Source organism: Inquilinus sp. (assembly GCF_057815775.1).
The window spans coordinates 1-4,336 of record NZ_JBYRFX010000934.1 but is presented as its reverse complement, the minus strand read 5'-3'; the positions used below and the strand labels follow the sequence as shown (position 1 = coordinate 4,336).

Below are 4,336 nucleotides of genomic sequence, written 5' to 3'. Positions count from 1 at the left end.
CCCCCCACGGCTTTACCGTCGCCCATTGCGTCACCGGCATCAGTGGGCGCCAGCCGTGGAAGCCGCCGATCGGCTCGGCGCGCGACACGGCGATGCGGGTCAGGCTGCCGCCCAGCCGGGCGTGGTGGCCGACCACCGCGGCCTCGCCCTCCGCCGTCACCACATTGGCGACGAGACGGCCGCCCGACGGCAGCGCCGCCCAGCAGGCTTCGACCACGCCATCCCCGGTGACGCCGCCGCCGACGAACACCGCGTCGGGCCGCGGCAGGTCGCCCGCCAGCGCATCCGGAGCCTCGCCGCGCAGCACCTTCAGGAACGGGGTGCCCAGCGCCGCCGCGTTCTGCGCGATCAGGGCGATCCGGCTGTCGTCGCGTTCGATCGCCACGGCCCGGCTGCGCGGATCGCAGCGCATCCACTCAATGGCGATGGAGCCGCAGCCGGCGCCGACATCCCACAGCATCTGCCCGGGCGATGGCGCCAGCGCCGCCAGGGTCATCGCCCGCATCTCGCGCTTGGTCAGCTGGCCGTCATGGGCGAAGGCGTCGTCCGGCAGGCCCGGCACGGTCGGGAAGACTCTCGTCCCCGGCCCGGCGACGCAGTCGACCGCGATGGTGTTGAGGTCATCGACCTCCTGGCCGTCCCAGGTCCCGGCCGTGGCACGGGTGATGCGCTCGCCTTGCCCGCCCATCCGCTCCAGCACACTGAAGCCACTGCGGCCCCAGCCGGTGTCGCGCAGCAAGGCGGCCAGCCGGCCCGGCGTGGTGCGGTCGGCGCTGAGCACCAGAAGCTTCGCACCGGGCTGCAGATGCGGCACCGCCAGCTCCAGCGGCCGGCCGTGCAGCGTCACCATGCGCACCTCGACCAGCGGCCAGCCCAGCCGGGCGCAGGCCAGGCTGAAGGCGGAGGGCGCCGGCACCACCACCATCTCGGCGATCGGGATGCGGCGCGACAGGGTGACGCCGACGCCGAAGCACATCGGATCGCCGCTGGCCAGCACGCAGACCCGGCGGCCGCGCAGCGCCTCGATCTCCGGCACCAGCGCCAGCAGCTGCGGCGGCCAGGGGATCCGGCGGCGGCCGTCCTCGGGCACCATCTCCAGGTGCCGCTTGCCGCCGACCACGATCTCGGCGCTGTCGTAAAGCGCGCGGGCGGTCGGCGCCAAGCCATCAAGCCCGTCCTCGCCGATGCCGATGACCGAGAGCCAGGGGGTCATCAGATCCCGTCCCGCGCCAAAGCATTGACCGCGGCCGAGGCCATGGCGCTGCCGCCGCGCCGCCCGGGCAGGGTCAGGAACGGCACGCCGAGGCCGCTATCGACCAGCGCCGCCTTGGATTCGGCGGCGCCGACGAAGCCGACGGGGAAGCCGAGGATCGCCGCCGGCTTCGGCGCGCCGTCGGCCAGCAGTTCCAGCAGCCGGAACAGCGCTGTCGGCGCATTGCCGATCGCCACCACCGCGCCGTCCAGCCGGTCGCGCCACAGCTCGACCATCGCGGCGGAGCGGGTGGTGCCCAGGCGCCGCGCCAGGTCGGGCAGCGACGGGTCTCCGATCAGCGAGACCACATCATTTCCTGCCGGCAGCCGCGCCCGGATGATGCCGACCTCGACCATGCGGCAATCCGCCAGCACCGGCGCGCCGGCCGCCAGGGCGGCCCGGCCGCGCGCGGCCACATCGGGGTCGAAGGCCAGGTCGTCAACCACCTCGACCATGCCGCAGGCATGGGCCACGCGGATGGCGATCTCGGCGACATCGGCCGGGAACCGCTCCAGCCGCGCCTCGGCCCGGATGGTGGCGAAGGACTGGCGGTAGATCGCGTCGGGGTCGCGGAGATAGTCGGTGCGACCCGGCGAAGCCTCTCCCCGGGAGGACAGGGCGAGGCCGCGCCGCTTCTCGATCTCGTCGAGCAGCGGCAGCGGTTCGTCGCCGGGGATGTAGGAAGACCGCGCCATCCCAGCCCTCACCCGGCCTTCTTCAGGCTCTTCGGCCCCAGCGGGTGGTCGGCATGGGGATAGGGATGATGGTGATGGCCGTGATCGTGCCCATGGCTGTGGCCATGGTCATGGCTGTGCCCATGATCGTGGCTATGCCCGTGATCGTGGTCGTGGCCATGCGCGTGATCGTGAGGATGGTCGTGGTCGTGGTCGTGCCCATGCTCATGCGCCGGCCCCCCCACGATGCCCTCGACATGGTGGTGGTGGCTTTCCTGCGGCAGGCCGACCTCGGCCTCGAAGCCCAGCACCTGCATCCGGTACTTGCACATCTGGCAGTTCATGTTGCCGGTGCCGTCCAGGATCTCGCCGATCCGTTCCTCCAGCGTCGCCAGCACCATCGGGTGGTCGCTGAGGTAGCGCGCCTTGACGAATTCGATCTCCGGATGGCGCGCGGCCACCACATCGGTGGCGTCGTAGATCCGGTCGACCAGGATGCCGGTGAACAGGAAATACGGGAACACGACGATGCGGCGATAGCCCAGCTTGGCCGCATGCTCCAGCGCCGGCTCGACCAGCGGGAAGGTCACGCCGGAATAGGCGGTCTCGCCCCAGCCGAAGCCCAGGCCTTCCCAGATCATCCGCATGACCTTGGCGACATTGGAATTGGCGTCGGGGTCCGAGGCGCCGCGGCCGACCACCACCAGCATGGTCTCGTGCAGCGGCACCGGCCCGTCTTCGCGGCGCCCATCGGCGATCTCCACCGCCTCCTGCACCCGCTCGCCGGCGGCGCGCAGCATCTTCACGTCGATGCCGAGTTCGCGACCGTAGCGGATGGTCAGGCCGGGATGCTGCGCCTGGTAGGTGTTCAGCACCGAGGGGATGTCGTTCTTGGCGTGGCCGGCGGCGAACAGCATGCCGGGGATCGCCAGCACCTCGGTCACGCCCTTGGCCTGCAGCCGGTCCAGCCCATCGCGGATGATCGGCCGGGCGAATTCGAGATAGCCGTAATCGACCTCGTATTGCGGCAGGCGCTTGCGCAACTGCAGCGAGACGGCGGCGAATTCGTCCACGGCTCCCTGATCCCGGCTGCCATGGCCGCAGATCATCACACCCAGCTTGCCCGCCATCATGCCTCCTGGCCCCACGCCAATGCCGGCACGACCGGGACGAATCCCGGCAGCGGACGGTGGGCGGCACGCGCGGATATCGCTTGGATCTATCCGTCCGAAGAAACCCCGTCACTGCAAGTGTCCCGGGGGCGTCGCAGGACGCACCGTCGACGTCCTGGCCGGCACATTGCTATAGCGGTCCCCTCCGATGCAACAGGCGACGCGACTCCCCATGGACGATCTGCGACCCGGAAGGCTCTTCGTCTTCGGCCTCGGCTACAGCATGACGCGGCTGGCGCGGCGCCTGCGCGACCTCGGCTGGCAGGTCGCCGGCACCACCCGCGACCCCGACCGGCTGGCACAGCTGCAGGCCGAGGGCTTCGAGGCCCACGCCTTCGGCCCGAACCAGCCGCTCGACCCCGCATTGCTAGCCGGCACCACCCATCTGGTGCAGTCGATCTCGCCGGAAGACTCGGGCGACCCGGCGGTGCCGGCGCTGACCGCGAGCCTGCGGGCGCTGCCTGGGTTGCGCTGGGTCGGCTACCTCTCGACCCCGGCCGTCTATGGCGACCGCGCCGGCGCCTGGATCGATGAGAGCGCCGACCCCGCCCCCGGCTCGCCGCGCGGCTGGAAGCGGCTGGAGGCCGAGCGCGCCTGGTTCGCCGCCTTCCAGGACACCGGCGTGCCGGTGCAGGTGTTCCGGCTGGCCGGCATCTACGGGCCCGGGCGCAGCGCCTTCGACCAGCTGCGGCGCGGCCGCGCCCGGCGGATCGACAAGCCGGGCCAGGTGTTCAACCGCATCCATGTCGACGACATCGGCAGCATCCTGCTGGCCTCGATCAGCCGGCCGCGTGCCGGGGCGATCTACAACGTCGCCGACGGCCACCCGTCCAGCCCGAACGACCCGATCGACTACGCCTGCCAGTTGCTCGGCATCGACCCGCCGCCGCTGGTGCCGTTCGAAGACGCCGGCCTGTCGCCGCTGGGCCGCGAATTCTATGCCGAGTGCAAGCGGCTGACGGTCGACCGCATCAAGGATGAGCTGGGCGTCACGCTGGCCTATCCGAGCTACCGGGAAGGCCTGGACGCGATCTGGGCGGAGGAACGAGCGTAAGGCTGGCCAACTGAAGCCCTCTCACCAACTGTCATGCCCGGACTTGATCCGGGCATCCAGAGGATGTCGACATCCTCTGGATTGCCGGGTCAAGCCCGGCAATGACAGAAAAGGAACGATTGGCCGGCCGCTTTCATCCTTGGCATCGCCGGCCCTTTCGACTCACCGAATCGGGTGCTTATAC

Annotated in this window: 4 protein-coding genes; 1 reads left to right on the top strand and 3 read right to left on the bottom strand. The window is 70.9% G+C overall.

Annotation, left to right across the window (positions count from 1 at the left end):
- The 3 genes from cbiE to AC3XYG_RS33350 all read right to left on the bottom strand — a co-directional run.
- Positions 1–1,213: precorrin-6y C5,15-methyltransferase (decarboxylating) subunit CbiE (gene cbiE / locus AC3XYG_RS33360; protein WP_489144193.1), on the bottom strand; the 1,213-nt coding region annotated here is incomplete at its 3' end.
- On the bottom strand, positions 1,213–1,947 hold the full coding sequence (locus AC3XYG_RS33355) for a precorrin-8X methylmutase (protein WP_489144192.1): 735 nt from the start codon (positions 1,945–1,947) through the stop codon (positions 1,213–1,215). The genes cbiE and AC3XYG_RS33355, both read right to left, overlap by 1 nt.
- A gap of 8 nt (positions 1,948–1,955) precedes the next feature.
- A complete protein-coding gene (locus AC3XYG_RS33350; protein ID WP_489144191.1) occupies positions 1,956–3,059 on the bottom strand; it encodes a sirohydrochlorin chelatase in 1,104 nt (367 codons plus the stop codon).
- A 211-nt stretch (positions 3,060–3,270) separates the two neighbouring features.
- On the opposite strand from AC3XYG_RS33350, the gene AC3XYG_RS33345 reads away from it, so the two are divergent.
- Positions 3,271–4,152 (top strand): SDR family oxidoreductase, encoded by an 882-nt coding sequence (locus tag AC3XYG_RS33345; RefSeq protein ID WP_489144190.1) that lies wholly within the window; start codon positions 3,271–3,273, stop codon positions 4,150–4,152.
- Positions 4,153–4,336 lie beyond the last annotated feature (184 nt).

What these genes read in the sequence shown, in the direction of transcription:
- AC3XYG_RS33355 (WP_489144192.1), bottom strand. Translation starts at nt 1,947, where the DNA reads ATGGCGCGGTCTTCCTACATCCCCGGCGACGAACCGCTGCCGCTGCTC.
- AC3XYG_RS33350 (WP_489144191.1), bottom strand. Translation starts at nt 3,059, where the DNA reads ATGATGGCGGGCAAGCTGGGTGTGATGATCTGCGGCCATGGCAGCCGG.
- AC3XYG_RS33345 (WP_489144190.1), top strand. Translation starts at nt 3,271, where the DNA reads ATGGACGATCTGCGACCCGGAAGGCTCTTCGTCTTCGGCCTCGGCTAC.